Consider the following 19029-nt stretch of genomic DNA (forward strand, 5'->3'; position numbering starts at 1 on the left):
CGTCAGAAGCTCAGGGTGACGCTGCTCCCCTTGGGGGTGCGCGAGCCGCCCGACGGCGTCTGCGAGCTGACGGTGGAGCTGAGCAGCTCGTCGAGCCAGGACGCCCCGTCGACGTGGAAGCCCGCGTCCTCGAGGCGAGAACGGGCCTCGGCGGCCTTCATTCCGGTGACGTCGGGCACGTCGGCCATCTCGACGCCCTTCGAGACGCGCAGCGTGATCGTGTCACCCGTCTTCACCTGGGTTCCACTCGTCGGGTCGGTGCCGATGACCGAGCCGGAAGGGACGTCGGGGGAGAACTCCTCGCGCGTCGTGACCGTCAGGCCGCGCTCCTGCAGCGTCGTCGTCGCGTTCTCCTGCGTCTGCTTCGCCACGTCGGGCAGGTGGAACTCCTCCGGCCCCGAGCTGACGACGAGGGTGACGGTGGTGTCGTGACGGATGTGAGCGCCCGCCCCGGGAGAGACCGACAGTACCGTTCCCGCCTCACGGACGTCGTGCCGTTCGGTGTGCGTCACGTGGCCAAAACCCTCACTCTTGAGTTTGGCTTCAGCCTTGTCGCGCTGCAGGCCGGCCACGGCGGGGACGTCGACCATCTTCGGTCCGTTGCTCACGACGAGGGTGACGTCGGTGCCGCGACGATGGCTCGAGCCCTGCTCGGGTGAGGTCGAGATGACGCGGCCGGCCGGGACAGAGTCGGAATCAGCCAGCGTGACGCGCGTGTCGAATCCGGCGGAACGGAGGGTCGAAATGGCCTCACCCTGAGGTCGAGCGTTTACCTCGGGGATGTCGGTCGACGTCAGCGGCCCCACCGTCAGGGCGAGCGCGAGGCCGCCGGCGGCGATCGCCGTCGCGGCTGCGGCGACCCACGGCCAGCGACGACGACGGCGCGGGCCGCCCGCGGGTGTCGCGCCGAGCGTCTGGGTGGTCGTCGCCGGGATGACGTGCGTGTGGGCAGGGCGCAGCGCCGCGCTCCGGCCTTCGTCAGCACCCTGTGGGCCGGTCGGGGCACCGGTCGGCCTGCCGCCGTCCTGGCCGGTGGATGGGATGGCACCAGGAGCGATCGTGCCCTCGACGCCATAGGCGTCCGGCGAGGCGGCCGGCACGTCAAGCTGGGCGGTTGGCGCGGTGACGTGGGCGGCCGGCGGGGCGGGGTGACCCAGGGCCTCGGGCGTCAGCCGGGCGCGCGCGGCGTGCAGTTCGTGGGCGGAGGCGGTGGCGTCGGCCGGACGATCGGCGGGCATCTTGCTCGTCGCGCGGGTGAACCAGGCGTCGAGGGGGGCCAGGGACGCGTCAGCGCTCGAGGGTGGATGCGGCGCTTCGTGGACGTGGCGGTAGGCGACCTGGACCGGGGAGTCGCCGTCGAACGAGCGACGCCCCGTCAACATCTCGGCGAGGACGAGGGCGGAGGCGTAGACGTCGCCGCGCGGACCGGAGTGGCCGAATCGGGCGGGTTCCACCTGCTCGGGCGCGAGGTAGGAGGCGGTGCCGATGAGCATCTCGTTGTCGGCGCTCACGGACGAGCGCGCCGACGAGACGGCGCGCGCCAGACCGAAATCGGCGATCTTCACGACCCCGCGCGAGCTGATGAGGATGTTCTCGGGCTTGATGTCGCGGTGGACGAGGCCCGCGTGATGGGCGGCGCCGAGCCCGTCGAGCACCTGCTCGAACAGTGCGAGCAGCTCGCCGGTGGGGCGTCCGCCACGGTTGATGACGTCGCGCATCGTGACGCCGTCGACGAGTTCCATCGCGAGGAACACGACGTCACCGTCGCGCCCCTGGTCGTGGACGGCGACGACGTGCGGGTGGCTGAGCCGTGCGGCGGCGCGCGCCTCGCGCTGGAAGCGGGTGACGAAGGCGGGGTCGCGTGCGAGGTCGGCGCGCAGCACCTTGAACGCGACGTCGCGCTCGAGGCGTGTGTCGTGCGCGACGTAGACGCGCCCCATCCCGCCGTCGGCCAGGTGGCTTCTCACCTGATAGCGGCGTTCGATCAGCTGCCCGATGAGGGGGTCGGCTTGGATCGGCTCCACGAGCGCAGTCTAGGCGGCTCCGCGTGTGCGTCGGCTGTGCACGCCCGCGTCAGGAGAAACGCTTCATGTGGGTATTGACGCTCGCGACGTACCGGCGGGTGTCGGGGTACATGCCGTGCGCGCGCACTGCTCCAAGACCTTGGTAGTAGGCGGCGATGGCCTCGTTCTGATCGTGCGCGTGCTCGGTGAGGAAACGCAGCGTTACGACGCCGGCGGTGATGTTGTCCTGCGTGTCGAGCAGGTCGAGGTGACGATGCACGATGGAGCCGGCCCACTGCCCGGTCGTGGGCGTGACCTGCATCGTGCCGAGGGCGTCGCAGACCGAGACGGCGCTCTGCCGGTGACCCGATTCCTGCCAGCCGATCGCGAGGGCGAGCTTCGGGCTGACGCCGTAGCGCTTCGCGGTCGAGGTGATCATCGCGCGGATCTGCGCCTGCCCGGGCAGGTCGGCCGCGGCGAGCTGACGGCGGTGGCGGTCACCGGAGGCGACGAGGGACGCCGGATAGCCGCGCGCCGCCGCCGTCCCGGCGTAGCGGACGACGCGCTTCGGCTTCGGGGCGTGCGTCGAAGGGCCCGGGTGCGGCGTGGCTGCGGGTTTCGTCGCCGCACGGGTGGGCTTCGTCGCCGGGTGGGGTGACGGCGTGTGCGCGGCGGAGGTAGCGACGGGGACGCGCAGCGTCGTGCCGGGGAGCAGGCGGCGCACCTCGATGCCGGGATTCGCCTTGACGATGGCGGCGACGCTGGAGTGCATGCGTCGCGCGATGCCGTAGACGGTGTCGCCGACGCGCACGCGCGTCGTCGCCATCCTGCGCACCGGCTTCTTCGCGGCGTTCGCGCGGTGTGACGTCGGCGTCTCGGCGTGCGACTGCGGGCCGCGCAGCTGGTGGTGCACGGGCTGGGCGGCGCTGTGGACGGCGACGGGCAGGGCGAGAAGGGCGGGCATGTGTCCACGCTAGGTCGCGGCTGTGACGTTTTGGTGGAGGCGCGCTCGACGTGCGCCGATGAGAGAGTCTCTGGCACCCTGTGAGGGTGAATGACGCAACCGCACCTGACCTCGAGACCCTCGTCGGCGACTGGCTGACCGTACCCGACCTCGCCGAGGCGCTCGGCATGTCGCTGCGCCAGGTGCGTCAGATGATCGCCGACCGCGAGATCATCGCGAGCCGCGTCGGGGAGCGCAACGTCGTCGCGGTGCCGGCCGCCTTCATCCAGGGCGGCGGCGTGCTCGCCTCGCTCATGGGCACCGTCACGGTGCTCAACGACGGCGGGTTCGACGACGACGAGGCCATCCGCTGGCTGTGCACGCCGGACGAGACCCTCCCGATCGACGGGGCACCGATCGACATGCTGCGCGCGGGCCGCAAGGCCGAGGTGCGCAAGCGCGCCATGGAGGACGCGTTCTGATCGCGAGCTGCCGCGTCAGAACGTGCGGGCCGTCGTCGACTCGATGAACGCCTCCAGCGCGGCGTAGGCGTCGGCCGGCACCTGGCTGCGCACACCGTCCAACGCCGCGCGGGCCCGCTGAGCGCCCTCGGCGATGCGCGCTTCGACGGCGTCGACGGCCCCTGATTCGCGAGCGAGCACACGGATGCGTTCGACCTCGTCCTCGCGCAGGTCGTCGTGGCCGAAACGCTCGGCGAAGAACGTGCCGACCTCCGGCTCGTCACCGGCGGCGTCGAGCAGGTGCGCGACGAGGACGGTGCGCTTGCCCTCGCGTAGGTCGTCGCCGGCGGGCTTGCCCGTCTGGGCCGGGTCGCCGAAGACGCCGAGCAGGTCGTCACGCAGCTGGTAGGCCTCACCGAGCGCGAGACCATACTGCGACAGGGCCTGCGTGACGTGGGGGGAGGCGCCCGCGCTCGCCGCACCGATGAGCAGGGGGTGCTCCATCGTGTACTTGGCGCTCTTGAAACGGATGACGCGCAGCGCACGCTCGATGCGCTCGGGCGTGCCCATCGTCGCCCAGGGCGTCGAGGCCTCGAGGACGTCGAGGAACTGACCGCCCATGAGCTGCGTGCGCATGAGGTCGAAGACGGCGCGACCGCGCGCGACCTCGTCGGCGGGCAGGCCGCTCGTCGCGTACATCTCGTCGGCCCACGTCAGGCACAGGTCGCCGGCCAGGATGGCGCCGGCCTCGCCGAAGCGGTCGGCGTCACCGTCGAGACCGCGGCTGCGGTGCGCGGCGGCCATCGCCCGGTGCGCGGCGGGCATGCCGCGTCGGGTGTCGCTCGCGTCCATGACGTCGTCGTGCAGCAACGCGGCGGCCTGGAACAGCTCCATCGACGCGGCGCAGCGCACGAGGGCGTCGCTGTCGGCTCCACCGGCGGCGCGGTAACCCCAGTACAGGAACGACGCACGCACACGCTTGCCTCCGCGCAGGAGGGTGGCGACGGCGTCGAGCATGAGGTCGGTCTGGCCGCCGAGGGGGGCGAGGACGTCGCGCTGATGGCTCACCTCGGCATCGAGGGTCTCCTGCAGTCGTTCGAGCAGGCGCGGCGCATCGAGAGAGTCGGGCACGGTGCGTTTCCTTTTCCAGATCGGCTACCAGTGAGCCTACGCGTAGCGGCGTGAGAACCGCGACCTGACGGGGTTGTCAGACGTCGGTCGTACATTCTTCTCATCGAACAGAAGTTCGATTTTCGTGGGGAGGGCTCTGCCCTCCACCGAGGAGGAGGTCGTGTGATGCGCGAGTACGACGACGTCGTCGCCATGGGGGTCGACGCGTGCGGCAAGCCCGTGGTCTTCGAGTGGCGCGGGCGTCGCTACCGGGTGACGCAGGTGCTCGACACCTGGCGTGAACGGGTGCCGTGGTGGCGTGATCCGGCCCGTCCCACGACACCTGACGAGCAGAGCGCCCCTGACGTCCAGCGCCGGCTCGAGCAACGCACCTGGCGTGTCGAGGCGACGGCCGGGCGCCGCGCCTCGAGCGGGGTCTTCCACCTCGTGCACCACGGTGAGCGCTGGTCGCTGCGCGCCCTCACCGACTGAGCTCATCGACTGAACCGCCCGTTCCCGCCCCATCGACGAAGGAAGTGCCCCATGACGACCCTGACCACAGCCCCGACCACGTCGACGTCGGTCACCTCGACGAACGCCGCCCCTGCCGTCTGCTCCACCGATCTGCTCGACCTCGTCGCGCGTTCCCACGACACCCTCGTCGAGGCCTGCACCGTCTCGACGAGTTCGCAGCGCTACGTCGCGGCGCATCTCGCGGCGCTGCGCGCCGCTGCTGGGTTGCTCGCGTGGAAGGCGCCGCGCAGCCTCAGCTCCAAGCCGCGCAGTGCGTGGGTGACGCTCGCCCAGCACGCGCCCGAGCTGGGTGAATGGGCGGCGTTCTTCACCGAGAGCGGGCGCCGCAGCCGCGCCGTGAGCGCAGGCATCCTCGTGCCCGCCGCACGAGAGGCCGACGATCTCGTGCGGCAGGCCGAGACGTTCCTGCAGATCGTCCTCGAGCACGCCGGTCTCCCGCCGCTCGCGCCGGTCGGTTCGCGCATGACCCCGGTCCAGGTGAGGTGAACCATGCAGTTCACGCACCTTCGGGTCGCCTCGTCGTACTCGCTGCAGTACGGCACGACCCCACCCGCGACACTCGTCGCCCGCGCCGCCGAGCTCGGGTACGGACGCCTCGCGCTCACCGACCGCGACGGTCTGTACGGCAGCGTCAAGTTCGTCGAGGCGTGCAGCGTCGCAGGCCTCGAGCCGATCCTCGGCGTCGACCTCGCGCTGGCGCCCGAGCGCGTGCTGCGGGCGCGTACCCCCGCCAAGGGTGGCCCGGCGCGGGACGAGCGGAGCCCGCGCGTCACCGTCCTCGCCCGCGGTGCGGCGTCGGGGCTCGCGCCGGGGCTGGGGTGGGCCCAGCTGTGCCGTCTCGTCACCGACGCTCATCTGAGCGGTGAGCGCGGCGCGCCCGCCACGAGTCTCGACCGGGTGGCCGCGCACGTCACGCACGAGAGCGAACCGAACCAGCCGGCACTCACGGTGCTCCTCGGCCCGGATTCGGACGTCGGGCAGGCACTCCTGCGCGGTCGTCACGCCGAGGCCGAGGCCCTGGTGCGTCGCTGGCGAACCGCTCTCCCGCACGGCGCGCTCGCCCTCGAGGTGGCCTGCCACGACGGCCCGCCCGAGGCGATGGCCAGTCGGCGTCACGCGACGAACCTGTGGCGCCTCGCCCGTCGGTGCGGCGTGCCCGCCGTGCTGAGCGGCTGGGTGCGTCATGGTGAGGTCGACGAGGCGATCACTGCCGACGTCCTCGACGCGGCACGCCGTGGGGTGGCGCTCGACCTGCGTCACCTGGATCGCACGAGCGTTCAGGGCCATCTGCGCCCTGAGGCGCAGATGCTGACGCAGGCCGAGGCGCTCGCCGAAGGGCTGGGTGATCTCGGCGCCGCGCTCGAGCTCGTCGGGGCGAGCGACCGGCTGGCGCAGGCGTGCGTCCAGCACCCGTTCCGAGACATCGGCATCGGGGCGGTGCACCTGCCCGAGGTCGAGGTGCTGGGCCTGACGGGCACCGACCCGCAGCGGGTGCTCACCGAGCGCTGTCACGCCGCGGTGAACGGACGCTACCCGCACGCGTCGGAGGCAAAACGGCGCGAGGTGCTGGAGCGGCTCGAGGAGGAGCTCGACGTGGTGCGTCACCTCGGGTACCCGACGTATTTCCTCACCGTCGCGCAGGTCTGCGACCTCATCCGCGACATGGGCGGGCGCGTCGCGGCCCGCGGGTCGGGCGCGGGCAGCCTCATCACCTACCTGCTCGGCATCAGCGGGGTCGACCCCATCGAGCACCGACTGCTCATGGAGCGGTTCTGCACGAGGGCCCGCGCGTCACTGCCCGACATCGACATCGACGTCGAGTCGGCGCGCCGCACCGAGATCTACGAACGCATCATGGAGCGCTTCGGCGGGGAGCGGGTGACGTGCGTGTCGATGATGGAGACCTACCGGGTGCGCCACGCCATCCGTGACGCCGGTGCCGCGCTCGGGATGGTGCCGGCCGACGTCGACGTCATCGCGAAGGCCTTCCCGCACGTCGCGGCCCGTGACGTGCGGCATGCGATCGAGGAGCTGCCCGAGCTGCGGGCGCGCGGGCTCGCCGAACCGGAGCTCGACCGGCTGTTCGACCTCGTCGAGCGCCTCGACGGGCTGCCGCGGCACATCGCGCTGCATCCGTGCGGGGTGATCCTGTCGAACGCCGGGCTGGCGCAGCGCACGCCGATGGAGGCGAGCTGGCTCGGTTTCCCGATGAGTCAGTTCGACAAGGACGACGTCGAGACGCTGGGGCTGCTCAAGCTCGACGTGCTCGGCATCCGCATGCAGTCGGCCATGGCCCACGCCGTCGCCGAGATCGAACGCGTCGAGGGTGCCGTCGTCGACCTCGACGACCCCGAGTGCGTGCCGTTCGACGACGAGGCCACCTTCGAGCTCATCCGCACGACGCGCACCCTGGGGTGCTTCCAGATCGAGTCGCCCGGGCAGCGGGAACTCATCGGCAAGTTCGGGCCGCAGCGTTTCGAAGACCTCATCATCGACATCTCGCTGTTCCGCCCCGGGCCGGTCAAGAGCGACATGATCACCCCGTTCCTGCGCGCGCGGCAGGGGTGGGCGCCGCCCGAGTACCTGCACGAGAGTCTGCGCCCGGCGCTGGAGGAGACGATGGGTGTCGTCGTCTTCCACGAACAGGTGCTGCGCATCTTCGCGCAGACGACCGGCATCACGCTGGCGCAGGCCGACGAGGTGCGACGGGCGATGGGCTCGAGCACCGGGCAGGAGAAGATCGAACTGTGGTGGCGCGAGGCCGCGCAGCACCGCGGCTACACGAGTGCGGAACGCGACCGCATCTGGGAGGTGCTCGCCGCGTTCGCCTCGTTCGGTTTCTGCAAGGCGCACGCCGCCGCGTTCGCCGTCCCCACCTACCAGTCGGCGTGGTTGAAGACCCATCACCTCGCCGCGTTCGTCGCAGGCGTTCTCACCCACGACCCGGGGATGTACCCCAAGCGACTCATCCTCGCCGACGTGCGGACGTTCGGCGTGCCCGTGCTGGGCGTCGACATCAACGCCTCGCGCCGCGAGTACCGCGTCGAGCGCGTGCCGGGCGAGGGCAGCGATGACGACCATCTCGGGTTGCGCATCGGTTTCCTCGACGTCAAGGGTATGAGCGAGCGCGAGATGACGTCACTCGTGGAGGGCCAGCCCTACACGAGCCTGACGGACGTGTGGCGCCGGGCGGGTCTGAGCCGGCCCGTCGTCGAGCGGTTGCTGCTCGTCGGCGCCTTCGACGCACTGCACGGCACCGGACGACCTGGCGTATGCGGCGCACCGACGCGGCGAGATCTGCTGCTCGAGCTCGACGACCTCGAACGGTTGGATCGGCACGCCTCGGCGCGTCTGACGCGTGGCGCTCGCCGTCGCATGATCAGTTCGGCCCCGGGCGTGGGCGCGTCTGTGAACGCGGACGGGGCCGCAGGAACGGTGATGGCTTTCGACAGCGTCGAGGCGGCACGTCGTCAGGCGCAGGGGCGACGGCCGCACGAGCGGTACGAGACGCAGGGCTCGCAGCTGGCCTTCGACATGCTCGACGACGGTGAGGCGGTGAGCAGTGGCCTGCCCGAGTTCACCCCGGCCGAGAAGGTGCGGGCCGAGCTCGACATCCTCGGGTTGGACGTCAGCGGGCACGTCATGCAGTTCTACGCGCCTCTCGTGCGGGCGTTGGGCGTCAGCCGGGCCTGTGACCTCGCGTCGCTGCACGGCGGCGAGACGGTGTGGTGCGCCGGCATCAAGGTCGCCACGCAGACACCGCCGGTGCGTTCGGGGCGACGCGTCATCTTCCTCACCGTCGACGACGGTACGGGCCCGGCCGACGCGACGTTCTTCGAGGACGTCCAGGGCCCCTACGCCGACACGGTCTTCCACGCGTGGATGCTCCTCGTGCGGGGCGTCGTGCGCCGCACCGGCCCGCGTGGGGTCTCGATCCGCGCGACGGGAGCGTGGGATCTGGCGCAGGCGTGGAAGGCGTGGGAGCACGACGGCGAGGCCGGGGTCCACCGTCTCGTCGAGGAGAGCGAGCGGCGCGGGGCGGAGCGCTCGGTCGGGGCCGCGCGCGGGCGGCGTCAGCTCGTGCACGCGTCGGGGTTCGCGCAGTCGCCGTACACCGACATCAAACCGGCGGGGGAGGCGCTTCGTGCCTCGCGCGCCGAACTGCCCGGCGAGGGTGAGGCTCCGTCACACCTGTGGCACGCGAGCCCGGGAAGCTCAGGAGGATGGAAACGATGATCCTGCACGTCGACATGGACGCCTTCTACGCCTCGGCGTCGCTCATCGAGCGCCCCGAACTCGTGGGCACCCCCGTCATCGTCGGGGGTGCGGGTCGCGGGGTGGTGCTGTCCGCCACGTACGAGGCGCGACGGTTCGGGGTGAGCTCCGGCATGCCCATGGGGCGCGCGCGCAGGCTGTGCCCGCAGGCGGTGGTGCTGCCACCCGACGCCGAGCTGTACTCGCGCATCTCGGGAGCCGTCATGCACCTGTTCGCTCAGGTGACGCCGCTCGTCGAACCCATCTCGCTCGACGAGGCGTTCCTCGACGTGAGCGGGGTGGCACCGACGCCGGGTCAGGCGGTTGCGCTCGGGCACCAGCTGCGTGACGCCGTCGCGGACGAGCAGATGATCACGTGCTCGGTCGGCATCGCGCCGGTCAAGTTCGTCGCCAAGCTGGCCTCGACGCGCGCGAAACCTGACGGGCTGCTCCTCGTCGAGCGCCACGAGACCCTCGACTTCCTCCACCCGCTGCCCGTCGAGGCGCTGTGGGGCGTGGGTGAGACGACGAAGGAGAAACTGCATCGCCTCGGGCTGCGCACCGTCGGCGATGTCGCACACCTGCCCGAACGCACGCTCGTGCGCGCCCTCGGGCAGAGCGCGGGCGTCACCCTGCACCGCCTCGCCTGGGGGCATGACGAGCGCCGCGTCGTCCCGCACGAACCCGAGCGCAGCATCGGTTCGGACGAGACGTTTCCCGCCGACCTCGACGACGCCGTCGAGATCAAGCGCGAGCTGCTCAAGCTGAGTGATCGGGTGGCGGCGCGGATGCGGGCGGCGCAGGTCGCAGGTCGGACGGTCGTGCTCAAGGTGAGGTTCTCGGACTTCACGACGATCACGCGCTCGCGCACGCTGCCCGAGCACACCGACGTCAGCCGCGAGATCTACGACGTCGCAGCGCAATTGTTCGACGCGCTCGCCCTGCAACGCGCGCGGGTGCGGCTCGTCGGGGTGCGGGTGCAGGGGTTGAAGGACGTACGCCAGACGTCGCGGCAGATCCGGCTCGGGGAGCGTGAGAACGGATGGCGGGAGGCGGATCGGGCGATCGATCGGGCGAGCGCGCGGTTCGGGGCAGGCATCGTGCGCCCGGCGAGCCTCGTCGGATGAGCGGGCACGGACGGCCCACGGCGGCAGGCTCTGGCGTGAAAGGTCAGGGTGTGATGCACTTTCCCCGTCGTGCACCACGCCGCAGTGCTACAACTGACGTTATGTGTCACCCGCCGCACGAGCTGTGCACCATGTGGGGTGACGAAGGGATGGAGGGCCACCATGCCGTTGTCCGAGCATGAGTTGCGCACGTTGGAGCAGCTCGAGGCGCAGCTTTCCGCCGAGGATCCCAAGTTCGCCTCGGCGATGCAGGCCGACCCGGAGCGCCGTCGACGGCGTCGTCGCGCCCTCCTCGCCGGCGCGGTCTGCCTCGCAGGCCTCGGCCTCACTGCCGTCGGCACGTACTCCTCGCACATGTGGTTGGGTCTCGTCGGCATGCTGGTCATCGCCGCGGGTGCCCTGCTGTCCGTGCAGACGCCGTCACGGCCCGCCCTGCACGTCGTCGACCCGAACTCGTTCGAGGGCATCACGGCCCAGACCGGCGCGCACCCCGCGTCACGGATGCCGCGCATGGCGCGTCCGGCGCGCACCGCTCGGCCGCGCTCCTCGGCTCCTCGTCCGCAGGGTGACTTCATGCAGCGGATGGAGCAGCGCTGGGAGCGTCGCCGCTACGAGAACCAGGGATGGTGAATCGGCAGCGGAGTCGCTGACGTGAGTGTTCGCTGCTCGTCTGCAGCGATGACGCTCGGCGCGCCCCGCTCACCGTGCCAGCGCGAACGCAGCGATGGCCCAGCCGACGGCGATCGTCACGGCTGCGGCCAGTTCGATGCCCACCGACGTCAGCGCTGCCCGGATGGCGACGCGGGTCGCTGTCCACGCCTGCGCGCGATCACGCAGTCGTGCGCTCTCCGCCAAGAACACGCCGATGACGAAGCCCAGCAGCAGCCCGATCACGGGGACGGCGAAGAAGCCGACCACCGCGCACACGAGCCCGACGATGTTGCTGCGCCGCGCGACCCCACCCCGCGAGAGCTGACGCCCCGGCACGAGAACCTGCACGACATAGCCTGCGACAGCGAGGACGCACGCGACAGCGAACACCACCCATGCCGCCGTGCTCGACTGGCCGATGGCCCAGACGAGCACGCCGAGCACGACGCACGCGAGGCCCGGTAGGACGGGCACGATGAGGCCGGCGATGCCGACCGCGACGAGCAGGGCCGCACCGAGCGTCGTCAAGGTTTCTGTGGAGACCACCATGGTGTTCATCATGGCCCATCAGCGCATCGCTGCGCCCGAGATCACCGCCGTCGCGCGGCGTCAGTCGCACGGCACCGATCGCACGACACCCATCGCGCGAGGCCTCATGCCCGGGTGCGTCCGACAGTGCCCCCGGCATGCGTTCGGCCCCGCGCCTCGATGATCGAGGGCGCGGGGCCGAACGGTTTGCTGTGCCGAAAGGCGCGAGATGCTCAGACCTCGCTGAGACGGGGGGTCTCGTCGATGACCTCGACGGCGACCTCCCGCAGCTTGTCGAGGTGCTCACGGCCGTGGTGGCCGCAGAAGCGCAGTTCGAGACCTTCGGACATGACGGCCTTGATGAACGCCTGGGCGCCACAGCGGTCGCAGCGGTCGGCGGCGGTCATCGTTTGTTCCATCGTTGCGGTCATATCCATCCTCCTCGTCGGACGGCGCGAGGGCCGTCGCACGCGTATTCGTGAACCCACACGAATGTGGTTCTCGACAATGAACAACAGTCTTCCACGTGGAGGCATTCCCGCGAAGCCGGTTTCGATCTGCGGGCCTCCTCGCGCGCCCGAGCGATTGCCTCGACCCGCGTGCACCCGCGGCCGCACACCACCATGCACACCACATGACGGAGCGCCCACGAGGGGTGGCTTGCGCGTGGCGACGCGGAACGACGGGGTTCGTCCGATAGCGTGTCGAGGCACATGTCGAGTGTGCGCGTGACGAAGGTCAAGGAGATTCCCCAGGTGTCGCCCAGCGAGAACCAAGAGAACTACACCGCCCGCCACCTCCAGGTGCTCGAGGGGCTCGAGGCCGTCCGCAAGCGTCCCGGCATGTACATCGGCTCGACCGACGGTCGCGGCCTCATGCACTGCCTCTGGGAGATCATCGACAACGCCGTCGACGAGGCGCTCGGCGGGTACTGCGACCGCATCGAGGTCATCCTCCTGCCCGACGGCTCCGTCGAGGTGCGCGACAACGGCCGCGGTATTCCCGTCGACGTCGAGCCGCGCACGGGTCTGTCGGGCGTCGAGGTCGTCTTCACGAAACTGCACGCGGGCGGCAAGTTCGGTGGCGGGTCGTACACGGCCTCCGGTGGTCTGCACGGCGTCGGTGCGTCCGTCGTCAACGCGCTCAGTTCGCGTCTCGACGTCGAGGTCGACCGTGCGAGCAAGACGTACGGCATGAGTTTCCGCCGCGGCGAGCCCGGCACGTTCGCTGACGGCGACTCCTCCGATCCGCTCGCGAAGAGCCCGACGAACCCGTTCACGCCGTTCGAGTCCGGCAGCCAGCTCGAGGTTGTCGGCAAGGCCAGGCGCGGCGTCACCGGTTCGCGCGTGCGCTACTGGGCCGACACGACGATCTTCCTCAAGACCGCGCAGTTCGACTACGACCAGCTCATCGCGCGCGCTCGTCAGACGAGTTTCCTCGTGCCGGGCCTCACCATCATCATTCGTGACGAGCGGGGCCTCGCCGGTACGCCGGGGGAGAACGGCCCCCACGAGGAGACCTTCCTCCACGACGGCGGCATCAGCGAGTTCTGCGAGTACCTCGCGCCCGACGCCGCCGTCACCGGCATCTGGCGCCTGCAGGGCAGCGGGTCGTTCACCGAGACGGTGCCGGTGCTCGACGAATCGAGCGGCCACATGACGAGCCAGGACGTGACGCGCGAGTGCGGCGTCGACATCGCGCTGCGCTGGGGCACCGGGTACGAGACGAAGGTGCGCAGCTTCGTCAACATCATCGCGACGCCGAAGGGTGGCACGCACAACACCGGTTTCGAGCAGGCGCTCATGAAGGTGTTCAAGAAGCAGCTCGAGGTCAACGCGCGCAAGCTCAAGGTCGGCAATGACAAAGTCGAGAAGGACGACGTCCTCGCCGGTCTGACGGCCGTCGTCACCGTCCGCCTCGCGGAGCCGCAGTTCGAGGGCCAGACGAAGGAGGTGCTCGGCACCGCGGCCGTGCGCGCCATCGTCAGCAAGGTCGTCGAGAAGGAGCTGAGCGCGCACCTGACGTCGACGAAGCGTGACGACAAGGCGCAGGCCGCGCTACTGCTGGAGAAGGTCGTCGCCGAGATGAAGTCGCGCATCAGCGCGCGCGCCCACAAGGAGACGCAGCGTCGCAAGACGGCGCTCGAATCCTCGAGCCTGCCGGGCAAGCTGAAGGACTGCCGCTCGACCGACGGTGAGCGCAGCGAGCTGTTCATCGTCGAGGGCGACTCGGCGCTCGGTACGGGCATGGCGGCGCGCAACTCGGAGTACCAGGCGCTGCTGCCGATCCGCGGCAAGATCCTCAACGTGCAGAAGGCGTCCGTCGGCGACATGCTGAAGAACGCGGAGTGCGCCTCGATCATCCAGGTCGTCGGCGGGGGTTCGGGGCGCAGTTTCGACCTCGACATGGTGCGCTACGGCAAGATCATCCTCATGACGGACGCCGACGTCGACGGCGCCCACATCCGCACGCTGCTGCTGACGTTGTTCTTCCGCTACATGCGTCCGCTCGTCGCGGCGGGGCGCGTGTACGCCGCGATGCCGCCGCTGCACCGTCTCGAGGTGAGCGCGCAGGGCCGCGCGAAGGGTGAGGTCATCTACACCTATTCCGAGGACGAGATGCGAGCCACCGTCGCGGCGTGGGAGAAGAAGGGCCGCACGTTCAAGCAGCCGCAGCGCTACAAGGGCCTCGGTGAGATGGACGCCGACCAGCTCGCGGAGACGACGATGGACCCGCGCCACCGCACATTGCGTCGTGTCACGCTCAAGGACGCCGAGATGGCCGAGCAGGTGTTCGACCTGCTCATGGGCAGCGAGGTCGCGCCGCGCAAGGATTTCATCATCTCCAGCGCCAACGATCTCGACACCGAGCGCATCGACGCATGAGTTCGACTCGGCTGCAACGGTTTCGCTCGGTTCTCGCCGACACGCGGCCGTTGCGCAACCCCGCCTTCCGGCGGTTGTGGATCGCCGACATCGTCACCGTCGTCGGCGCGCAGCTGACGATCGTGTCCGTGCCCGCGCAGATCTACGCGCAGACGCGCGATTCGAGTTACGTCGGGCTGACGGGGTTGTTCGGCCTCGTGCCGCTCATCGTGTTCGGCCTGTACGGCGGATCGCTCGCCGACGCGCACGATCGTCGACGGATCCTGCTGTTCACCTCGGGCGGCTTGGTCGTCGCGAGCGCGCTGTTCTGGGCGCAGGCGGCAGCAGGCGGCGTCAACGTCTGGGTGCTGCTGTGTCTGTTCGCAGCACAGCAGGCGTTGTTCGCGCTGCATCAACCGGCGTTGCAATCGTCGCTGCCGCGCCTGCTCGAACCCGAGTTGCTGCCCGCCGCGAACTCGCTGCTCATGACGGTCGCGATGGCCGGTGGCATTGCCGGCCCGCTGCTCGCCGGCGCGCTCATCCCCGTACTCGGGTTCTCGTGGATGTACGCGACCGACACGATCTGCCTGCTCTCGACGCTGTGGGCCGTGTTCCGCATGCCCGCGCTGCCGCCGATCGGTGAGGTCGTCAAGGCCGGTTTTTCGTCGGTTCTCGACGGGTTGCGCTACCTGACGCGTCACCCCGTCCTGCTCGCGAGCTTCGTCGTCGACCTCATCGCGATGGTGTTCGGCATGCCGCGCTCGGAGTTTCCCCAGATCGCGCACGAGTCGTTCGGCGGTCCGCTCGGGGGTGGTTTCGCGTTCGCGTGGCTGTTCGCGGCGATCCCCGTCGGCGCCGTGCTCGGCGGCGTGTTCTCCGGGTGGGTGTCGCGCGTGCGACGACACGGCGTCGCCGTGCTGGCCGCGGTGCTCGTATGGGGCCTCGCCATCATCGGGTTCGGTGCGGCGGTAGCGCTCGCGAACGGGCGCGTCGACGTCGTGTTCTGGCTCGCGTTCATCGCCCTCGTCATCGGAGGTGCGGCCGACATGGTTTCCGCGGCCTTCCGCACGTCGATGCTTCAGACGGCGGCGAGCGACGAGGTGCGCGGGCGGCTGCAGGGCGTGTTCCTCGTCGTCGTCGCCGGCGGCCCACGCATCGCGGACGTCATCCACGGCGCCGGCGCGACCGCGATCGGAGCGGCGACGACGGCGTGGCTCGGCGGCGTGTGCGTCGTCATCGGTGTCGTGCTCGTGGGCCTGCTCGTCCCGTCCTTCCGGCGGTATCGACTCGCTGCCTGAGTCGTGGGGCGCGCCGGGCCGAACCGGGTGCGGCAACCGTGATGTGGCTTCGTCGGTCTCGGGCAGGGGTGTCCGCGATGACGGCTGGCCGGGCGAGTGGGGCCGTCCCCGTCGTTTGGCGCCGTGTGTGGTCAGGCTGAGCGTCGGCGGATGGTCGATCTGGACGGTTCTACGAATGAAGCTTTTCCCCTTAACTTCTGCTAGTTTAGGTCCATGCCTTCACTCCGATCCTCTCTCGTGGTGCTGACGGCGGATCAGGTCGACAGCCGCTCTGGCGGCGACGCCGTGCCCTCCGCCCTGCGAGCGCTGCGCGCTCTCCCGTCGAGCGGGGGGTCTGCGCGCGGCTTCGCGCGGACGGCGGGGGATGAGATCCAGGCCCTGTTCACGCGTTCGAGCGATACGGTCGAGGCGCTCGAACGGCTGGCGCGCCTCGGGTGCTGGCGGGTGGGGGTCGGCATCGGCGCGGTCGTGACGCCCGTACCCGACGATGTGCGTGCCGCCTCGGGTGAGGCGTTCATCGCGGCGCGTGAGGCGGTCGAGGCATCCCGGCTCGTGCCGGCGCGCGTGGCCGTTCGGGCTCCTTCGGCGCCCGAGGCGGGGGCCGACCTCGACGCGGCGCTGGCGCTGCTGCACCTGCTTTGGCATCGCCGCACACCTGCGGGGTGGGCTGTTGCCGAGTTGTTGGGGCAGGGGCTGACGGGGCGCGAGGTCGCCGCCGAACTCGACATCACCCCCTCGGCCGTCAGCCAACGCGCGCGGGCCGCAGCCGTCGAGGAGAGCGACGCCGGCATGCGCCTCGCCGCGCGCCTCATGGACGCTGCGCGCGCTCGCTCTGCTGAGGGGCGGCGCCGCTCGAGAGCCGACATGCTCTGATCGTGTGCGCCCGCGGCATGACGGCTGTGGGCGCGCTCGGATCACCAGCCCGGCCCTCACCCGGCTCGGCGTTGCGCCCGACGGAACGGATCGTCCCGGCCTGTGTCCTCACCACTGTCGGTGGCGGCGTCTACCGTCGGGTCATGGATGTCAGGGATGTTCTCGTCGTCGCGCTGTTCGGGTCACTGGCGCTCGCGGGTGGTGGTGTCGTGACGACGCTCGTGTTCCGCAGCGTCGATCGTCGGGCGTCCGAGGTGGGGGAGAGCCTGCCGGAGTCCTCGGACGGGGTCGCACAGGCCGCCACGATCCTGCGCGGCGGCGCGTGGATCGGCGCGCTTGAGCGGTTGGCGATCTTCGCGGGGCTCGTCGCGTCGTGGCCGGAGGCGATCGCGATCGTTCTCGCCGTCAAGGGGCTCGGGCGTTATCCGGAGCTGCGCAGCGTCGAGAAGTCGGCCGTCGCCGAGCGGTTCATCATCGGCACGTTCGTCAGCGTCCTGTGGGCGTGCGGCTGCGCGGGTCTCGTGGCGTGGTTGCGCACCTGAGCCCCCCTGGCAGCGCGGCGTCCCTCGCCCAACGTCGGCGAGGTGCCGCTGACGCCGCCGTCACGATCGGGCTGCGGCCTTCTTCGCCGCCTTCATCTCACGTTTCGTCTCGCGAACCTTCTGCAGCGAGTCGGCGGCGTCGTCCGTCGCCCATATGGGGTGGGTGCCGCCGTCGTAGTCGTCGCGCACGGCGGCGAGCTTCTGCACGCGCTCTGCCATCGAGCGGCCGTGACGGTGAAGGGCGGGAGGCGTCGTGCACTTCTCGACGAACTCACCCGGTTCGATCGCGGCGATCTTCGTCGGATCGAGCGTGCCGAACCGGTCGTAGATCTTGGCGGGGCCGGAGAAACGCCACCTCCATCGCGATCTGCTGGTCGAGCAGCATTCCGACGAGCAGCCCGAACAGACGCTCCGAGATGACGGCGTCGGCACGGTCGTTCTGGGCGATGTGCAATCGGGGCATGCAGGCATCGTAGGGCGGCGCGGCCCAAGGAACATGTCGATGTCACCACCTCGTGAGAGGATCACGCCAGATCACTCAGCGAGCGAAACGACGACGACATGACACTGTTCAGGCGCGCCGATGTCGGTGACGACGAACCGCAGCACCTCAAGGTCTCTCTGGACCTCAAGTCGGTGTGGCATGCCACCTGGATCGTCATCGGCGCCCTCGCCCTGCTCACCGCCCTCGGTTATCTGACGGGGTCGGCGGGTTCGGTCGTCTTCAACGTCGTCATGGCGTTCTTCCTCGCCGCAGCCATCGAACCGGCCGTGTCGCGCTTCGCGATGCACATGCCGCGTGCGCTCGCGACGGGTCTCGTCGTCCTGCTGCTGGCGTGCGCCGTCGTCGGGTTCTTCGCCGCGTTCGGGGGCCTCCTCGTCGACGAGGTGCAGGCGCTCATCAGTGCGGCGCCCGGCCTCGTCACGGATTGCGTCGACTGGGTCAACCGCAAGTTCGACACCGACTACGACATCAACAAGCTGCTCTCGAGCGTCAACCTGACGCCCGACAACGTCGCGAACTACGGTTCGCAGCTGGCCGGCGGTGTCCTCGGGCTCGTAACGAGCGTCGTGTCGACGGCGTTCAACCTGTTCGTCCTCATCTTCTTCACCTGTTACATCTCGGCCGGCCTACCGCGTCTGCGCACCTGGGTGGCAGGGCTGTTCCCGCCGCGTCAGCAACGTGTCGTGCTGACGGTGTGGGAGGTGTTCGTCGCAAAGGTCGGCGGGTACGTCGCGGCGCGCTTCATCCTCGCGACGATCTCGGCGACGATCCACTGCACGTTCATGATGCTGATCGGCATGCCGTACTGGCTGGCGCTCGGGTTGTGGACGGGCATCATCGCGCAGTTCGTGCCCAACATCGGCACGTACATCTCGATCGTCCTGCCCGTCCTCGTCGGCGCGACGAGCGACAAACCGATCAACGGCCTGTTCGTCCTCATCTTCGCGATCGTCTACCAGCAGATCGAGAACGTCACGATCGAGCCGAACATCAGCGCACGCGCCGTCGACGTCCACCCGGCCGTCTCGTTCGCATCCGCCCTCGCAGGCGCGAACATGTTCGGCCTCGCCGGCGGTTTGCTCGGTGTGCCCGCCGCCGCGACGGCCATGGCCATCCTCGACCTCTACAAGACGCGCTACGAGGTGAAGAGCTCGACGCTCGACGCCGCGCAACGCGACGCGAAGAAGGATCTCGACGACGACCCTCCGACGAATGACGACCCACCGGGCCAGCGCGACCCCGTCGAACTCGCGGAGGCCGACTCAGCAGCCGATGCTGCGCCTGACCGTGCCGTCAACACTGGGGCAGGCGGGTCGACGAAGGCATGACGCCCTGA

18 protein-coding genes are annotated in these 19029 nt (G+C 70.1%); 11 read left to right on the forward strand and 7 right to left on the reverse strand.

All coding sequences use genetic code 11. The features are described 5' to 3' along the window. Positions 1-2: 2 nt before the first annotated feature. A complete protein-coding gene (gene pknB / locus EDC82_RS05920; RefSeq protein WP_131940848.1) occupies positions 3-2024 on the reverse strand; it encodes a Stk1 family PASTA domain-containing Ser/Thr kinase in 2022 nt (673 codons plus the stop codon). A 49-nt stretch (positions 2025-2073) separates the two neighbouring features. Further along, on the reverse strand, positions 2074-2967 hold the full coding sequence (locus tag EDC82_RS05925; RefSeq protein ID WP_006946870.1) for a transglycosylase SLT domain-containing protein: 894 nt from the start codon (positions 2965-2967) through the stop codon (positions 2074-2076). Positions 2968-3053: 86 nt separating this feature from the next. Between EDC82_RS05925 and EDC82_RS05930 the strand changes: the two genes are divergently transcribed. Beyond that, on the forward strand, positions 3054-3428 hold the full coding sequence (locus EDC82_RS05930) for an Rv2175c family DNA-binding protein (protein WP_006946890.1): 375 nt from the start codon (positions 3054-3056) through the stop codon (positions 3426-3428). Positions 3429-3443: 15 nt separating this feature from the next. Here EDC82_RS05930 and EDC82_RS05935 read toward each other — a convergent pair whose 3' ends face one another. Continuing rightward, positions 3444-4538, reverse strand: a complete 1095-nt coding sequence (locus EDC82_RS05935; RefSeq protein WP_006946859.1) for a polyprenyl synthetase family protein — start codon at positions 4536-4538, stop codon at positions 3444-3446. 165 nt (positions 4539-4703) lie between these two features. Here EDC82_RS05935 and EDC82_RS05940 point away from each other — a divergent pair, with 165 nt between their 5' ends. From EDC82_RS05940 to EDC82_RS05960, 5 genes are all read left to right on the forward strand, one after another. Next, positions 4704-5009, forward strand: a complete 306-nt coding sequence (locus EDC82_RS05940) for a DUF6504 family protein (RefSeq protein ID WP_131940850.1) — start codon at positions 4704-4706, stop codon at positions 5007-5009. 51 nt (positions 5010-5060) lie between these two features. Then, on the forward strand, positions 5061-5537 hold the full coding sequence (locus EDC82_RS05945) for an SAV_6107 family HEPN domain-containing protein (RefSeq protein WP_006946864.1): 477 nt from the start codon (positions 5061-5063) through the stop codon (positions 5535-5537). 3 nt (positions 5538-5540) lie between these two features. Beyond that, on the forward strand, positions 5541-9287 hold the full coding sequence (locus EDC82_RS05950) for a DNA polymerase III subunit alpha (RefSeq protein ID WP_131940852.1): 3747 nt from the start codon (positions 5541-5543) through the stop codon (positions 9285-9287). After that, positions 9284-10432, forward strand: a complete 1149-nt coding sequence (dinB, locus tag EDC82_RS05955; protein ID WP_131940854.1) for a DNA polymerase IV — start codon at positions 9284-9286, stop codon at positions 10430-10432. Before EDC82_RS05950 ends, dinB begins: the two co-directional genes overlap by 4 nt. A 162-nt stretch (positions 10433-10594) precedes the next feature. Next, on the forward strand, positions 10595-11062 hold the full coding sequence (locus EDC82_RS05960; protein WP_006946879.1) for a DUF3040 domain-containing protein: 468 nt from the start codon (positions 10595-10597) through the stop codon (positions 11060-11062). 69 nt (positions 11063-11131) lie between these two features. Here the strand turns inward: EDC82_RS05960 and EDC82_RS05965 are convergent, their stop codons facing one another. Further along, positions 11132-11632, reverse strand: coding sequence for a DUF456 domain-containing protein (locus EDC82_RS05965; protein WP_131940856.1), 501 nt, complete (start codon positions 11630-11632; stop codon positions 11132-11134). A gap of 212 nt (positions 11633-11844) precedes the next feature. Further along, on the reverse strand, positions 11845-12042 hold the full coding sequence (locus EDC82_RS05970) for a hypothetical protein (protein WP_006946873.1): 198 nt from the start codon (positions 12040-12042) through the stop codon (positions 11845-11847). Between the two features lie 282 nt (positions 12043-12324). Between EDC82_RS05970 and EDC82_RS05975 the strand changes: the two genes are divergently transcribed. The 4 genes from EDC82_RS05975 to EDC82_RS05990 all read left to right on the forward strand — a co-directional run bounded on the left by EDC82_RS05975 (position 12325) and on the right by EDC82_RS05990 (position 17188). Continuing rightward, positions 12325-14496 carry a type IIA DNA topoisomerase subunit B gene (locus tag EDC82_RS05975; protein ID WP_006946863.1) on the forward strand — a complete coding sequence of 724 codons (2172 nt, stop codon included), beginning with the start codon at positions 12325-12327 and terminating at the stop codon, positions 14494-14496. Beyond that, on the forward strand, positions 14493-15773 hold the full coding sequence (locus EDC82_RS05980; RefSeq protein ID WP_131940858.1) for an MFS transporter: 1281 nt from the start codon (positions 14493-14495) through the stop codon (positions 15771-15773). Before EDC82_RS05975 ends, EDC82_RS05980 begins: the two co-directional genes overlap by 4 nt. Before the next feature lie 213 nt (positions 15774-15986). Next, entirely contained in the window at positions 15987-16646 is a 660-nt protein-coding gene (locus EDC82_RS05985; RefSeq protein ID WP_040015027.1) for a hypothetical protein, read from the forward strand. Between the two features lie 143 nt (positions 16647-16789). Beyond that, entirely contained in the window at positions 16790-17188 is a 399-nt protein-coding gene (locus tag EDC82_RS05990; protein WP_235006136.1) for a hypothetical protein, read from the forward strand. A gap of 60 nt (positions 17189-17248) precedes the next feature. Here EDC82_RS05990 and EDC82_RS14905 read toward each other — a convergent pair whose 3' ends face one another. Together EDC82_RS14905 and EDC82_RS14910 are read right to left on the reverse strand one after the other, a co-directional pair. Next, positions 17249-17407 carry a hypothetical protein gene (locus tag EDC82_RS14905; protein WP_235006138.1) on the reverse strand — a complete coding sequence of 53 codons (159 nt, stop codon included), beginning with the start codon at positions 17405-17407 and terminating at the stop codon, positions 17249-17251. 52 nt (positions 17408-17459) lie between these two features. Beyond that, a complete protein-coding gene (locus tag EDC82_RS14910) occupies positions 17460-17651 on the reverse strand; it encodes a hypothetical protein (protein WP_235006139.1) in 192 nt (63 codons plus the stop codon). 98 nt (positions 17652-17749) lie between these two features. Here EDC82_RS14910 and EDC82_RS06000 point away from each other — a divergent pair, with 98 nt between their 5' ends. Next, the gene (locus EDC82_RS06000; RefSeq protein WP_074039168.1) at positions 17750-19021 is read left to right on the forward strand and encodes an AI-2E family transporter; all 1272 of its coding nucleotides are present in this window, start codon (positions 17750-17752) and stop codon (positions 19019-19021) included. The last annotated feature ends 8 nt before the right edge of the window (positions 19022-19029 follow it).

The organism is Dermacoccus sp. SAI-028 (assembly GCF_004346775.1).
GTDB classification, from domain to species: Bacteria; Actinomycetota; Actinomycetes; order Actinomycetales; family Dermatophilaceae; genus Dermacoccus; species Dermacoccus nishinomiyaensis.

Coding starts and splice junctions, on each gene's coding strand:
- EDC82_RS05980 (WP_131940858.1), top strand. CDS start 14,493: ATGAGTTCGACTCGGCTGCAACGGTTTCGCTCGGTTCTCGCCGACACG.
- EDC82_RS14905 (WP_235006138.1), bottom strand. CDS start 17,407: ATGGCAGAGCGCGTGCAGAAGCTCGCCGCCGTGCGCGACGACTACGAC.
- EDC82_RS05990 (WP_235006136.1), top strand. CDS start 16,790: ATGGATGTCAGGGATGTTCTCGTCGTCGCGCTGTTCGGGTCACTGGCG.
- EDC82_RS05940 (WP_131940850.1), top strand. CDS start 4,704: ATGCGCGAGTACGACGACGTCGTCGCCATGGGGGTCGACGCGTGCGGC.
- EDC82_RS05970 (WP_006946873.1), bottom strand. CDS start 12,042: ATGACCGCAACGATGGAACAAACGATGACCGCCGCCGACCGCTGCGAC.
- EDC82_RS14910 (WP_235006139.1), bottom strand. CDS start 17,651: ATGCCCCGATTGCACATCGCCCAGAACGACCGTGCCGACGCCGTCATC.
- EDC82_RS05985 (WP_040015027.1), top strand. CDS start 15,987: ATGCCTTCACTCCGATCCTCTCTCGTGGTGCTGACGGCGGATCAGGTC.
- EDC82_RS05960 (WP_006946879.1), top strand. CDS start 10,595: ATGCCGTTGTCCGAGCATGAGTTGCGCACGTTGGAGCAGCTCGAGGCG.
- EDC82_RS05945 (WP_006946864.1), top strand. CDS start 5,061: ATGACGACCCTGACCACAGCCCCGACCACGTCGACGTCGGTCACCTCG.
- EDC82_RS05950 (WP_131940852.1), top strand. CDS start 5,541: ATGCAGTTCACGCACCTTCGGGTCGCCTCGTCGTACTCGCTGCAGTAC.
- EDC82_RS05975 (WP_006946863.1), top strand. CDS start 12,325: ATGTCGAGTGTGCGCGTGACGAAGGTCAAGGAGATTCCCCAGGTGTCG.
- EDC82_RS05965 (WP_131940856.1), bottom strand. CDS start 11,632: ATGGTGGTCTCCACAGAAACCTTGACGACGCTCGGTGCGGCCCTGCTC.
- EDC82_RS06000 (WP_074039168.1), top strand. CDS start 17,750: ATGACACTGTTCAGGCGCGCCGATGTCGGTGACGACGAACCGCAGCAC.
- EDC82_RS05925 (WP_006946870.1), bottom strand. CDS start 2,967: ATGCCCGCCCTTCTCGCCCTGCCCGTCGCCGTCCACAGCGCCGCCCAG.
- dinB (WP_131940854.1), top strand. CDS start 9,284: ATGATCCTGCACGTCGACATGGACGCCTTCTACGCCTCGGCGTCGCTC.